Origin of the sequence: Streptococcus hyovaginalis DSM 12219, assembly GCF_000420785.1 — a bacterium.
Lineage (GTDB): Bacteria > Bacillota > Bacilli > Lactobacillales > Streptococcaceae > Streptococcus > Streptococcus hyovaginalis.
Genome location: NZ_ATVP01000029.1, coordinates 1 through 3,014 on the forward strand (window position 1 = coordinate 1; position 3,014 = coordinate 3,014).

Sequence of the window (3,014 nt, forward strand, 5' to 3'; positions counted from 1 at the left end):
GCGGCTGGATCACCTCCTTTCTAAGGAAAACGGAAGCACGTTTGGGATCTTTATTTAGTTTTGAGAGGTCTTTGTGGAGCCTTAGCTCAGCTAAGCGAGATCTTAAGTTGAAGCTTTGTCGAAGCGTTAGCGCACGACAGGGGGGCAGCTTATCTCAATAAGTACGATAAAAAGTTAATGATATACTAAGACACATAAAGTGTACGGGGCCTTAGCTCAGCTGGGAGAGCGCCTGCTTTGCACGCAGGAGGTCAGCGGTTCGATCCCGCTAGGCTCCATAGGATATGAAATTCTACTGAACTTAATAGAAGTGAAGTTGCTAAGTATCCTAGAGATAGTCCATTGAAAATTGAATATCTATATCAAATTCCACAATCAAGTAATTGATTGTACGAATAGTAACAAGAAAATAAACCGAAAACGCTGTAAGTATTTAATGAGTTTAGATCGTAAGATCAAAAATAAGGTTAAGTTAATAAGGGCGCACGGTGGATGCCTTGGCACTAGAAGCCGAAGAAGGACGTGACTAACGACGAAATGCTTTGGGGAGCTGTAAGTAAGCGCTGATCCAGAGATGTCCGAATGGGGGAACCCACTAGTTAATGACTAGTATCCATAACTGTTAAGGTTATGAGAAGGAAGACGCAGTGAACTGAAACATCTAAGTAGCTGCAGGAAGAGAAAGCAAACGCGATTGCCTTAGTAGCGGCGAGCGAAACGGCAGGAGGGCAAACCGAGAAGTTTACTTCTCGGGGTTGTAGGACTGTGACGTGGGACTTCAAAATGATAGAAGAATGACCTGGGAAGGTCAGCCAAAGAGAGTAACAGCCTCGTATTTAAAATCGTTTTGAGCCCTAGCAGTATCCTGAGTACGGCGAGACACGCGAAATCTCGTCGGAATCTGGGAGGACCATCTCCCAACCCTAAATACTCTCTAGTGACCGATAGTGAACCAGTACCGTGAGGGAAAGGTGAAAAGCACCCCGGGAGGGGAGTGAAATAGAACCTGAAACCGTGTGCCTACAACAAGTTCGAGCCCGTTAATGGGTGAGAGCGTGCCTTTTGTAGAATGAACCGGCGAGTTACGCTATGATGCGAGGTTAAGTTGAAGAGACGGAGCCGTAGGGAAACCGAGTCTTAATAGGGCGCTTTAGTATCATGGTGTAGACCCGAAACCATGTGACCTACCCATGAGCAGGTTGAAGGTGCGGTAAAACGCACTGGAGGACCGAACCAGGGCACGTTGAAAAGTGCTTGGATGACTTGTGGGTAGCGGAGAAATTCCAAACGAACTTGGAGATAGCTGGTTCTCTCCGAAATAGCTTTAGGGCTAGCGTCGATGTTAAGTCTCTTGGAGGTAGAGCACTGTTTGGGTGAGGGGTCCATCCCGGATTACCAATCTCAGATAAACTCCGAATGCCAATGAGATATAATCGGCAGTCAGACTGCGAGTGCTAAGATCCGTAGTCGAAAGGGAAACAGCCCAGACCACCAGCTAAGGTCCCAAAATAACTGTTAAGTGGAAAAGGATGTGGGGTTGCACAGACAACTAGGATGTTAGCTTAGAAGCAGCTATTCATTCAAAGAGTGCGTAATAGCTCACTAGTCGAGTGACCCTGCGCCGAAAATGTACCGGGGCTAAACAGTTTACCGAAGCTGTGGATGACACTTAGGTGTCATGGTAGGAGAGCGTTCTATGTGCGATGAAGGTATACCGTGAGGAGTGCTGGAGCGCATAGAAGTGAGAATGCCGGTATGAGTAGCGCAAGACAGGTGAGAATCCTGTCCACCGTAAGACTAAGGTTTCCAGGGGAAGGCTCGTCCGCCCTGGGTTAGTCGGGACCTAAGGAGAGACCGAAAGGTGTATCCGATGGCCAACAGGTTGATATTCCTGTACTAGAGTATATAGTGATGGAGGGACGCAGTAGGCTAACTAAAGCCGGCGATTGGAAGTGCCGGTCTAAGCAGTGAGGTGTGAGATGAGTCAAATGCTTATCTCTATAACATTGAGCTGTGATGGGGAGCGAAGTTTAGTAGCGAAGTTAGTGATGTCACACTGCCAAGAAAAGCTTCTAGCGTTTCATTATACTCTACCCGTACCGCAAACCGACACAGGTAGTCGAGGCGAGTAGCCTCAGGTGATCGAGAGAACTCTCGTTAAGGAACTCGGCAAAATGACCCCGTAACTTCGGGAGAAGGGGTGCTGTCTTTGGACAGCCGCAGTGAATAGGCCCAAGCAACTGTTTATCAAAAACACAGCTCTCTGCTAAATCGTAAGATGATGTATAGGGGGTGACGCCTGCCCGGTGCTGGAAGGTTAAGAGGAGTGCTTAGGAGTAATCCGAAGGTATGAATTGAAGCCCCAGTAAACGGCGGCCGTAACTATAACGGTCCTAAGGTAGCGAAATTCCTTGTCGGGTAAGTTCCGACCCGCACGAAAGGCGTAATGATTTGGGCACTGTCTCAACGAGAGACTCGGTGAAATTTTAGTACCTGTGAAGATGCAGGTTACCCGCGACAGGACGGAAAGACCCCATGGAGCTTTACTGCAGTTTGATATTGAGTATCTGTACCACATGTACAGGATAGGTAGGAGCCTATGAAGATGGAACGCCAGTTTCATCGGAGGCGTTGTTGGGATACTACCCTTGTGTTATGGCTACTCTAACCCAGATAGGTTATCCCTATCGGAGACAGTGTCTGACGGGCAGTTTGACTGGGGCGGTCGCCTCCTAAAAGGTAACGGAGGCGCCCAAAGGTTCCCTCAGATTGGTTGGAAATCAATCGCAGAGTGTAAAGGTATAAGGGAGCTTGACTGCGAGAGCTACAACTCGAGCAGGGACGAAAGTCGGGCTTAGTGATCCGGTGGTTCCGTATGGAAGGGCCATCGCTCAACGGATAAAAGCTACCCTGGGGATAACAGGCTTATCTCCCCCAAGAGTTCACATCGACGGGGAGGTTTGGCACCTCGATGTCGGCTCGTCGCATCCTGGGGCTGTAGTCGGTCCCAAGGG

1 tRNA gene and 1 rRNA gene are annotated in these 3,014 nt (G+C 48.7%); both read left to right on the top strand.

Features of this window, described 5'->3' with window-relative positions:
• The first annotated feature begins 205 nt into the window (after positions 1-205).
• Positions 206-278 (top strand) — tRNA-Ala (locus G574_RS0110490).
• Between the two features lie 187 nt (positions 279-465).
• Positions 466-3,014, top strand: a 23S ribosomal RNA gene (locus G574_RS0110495); the annotation flags it as partial.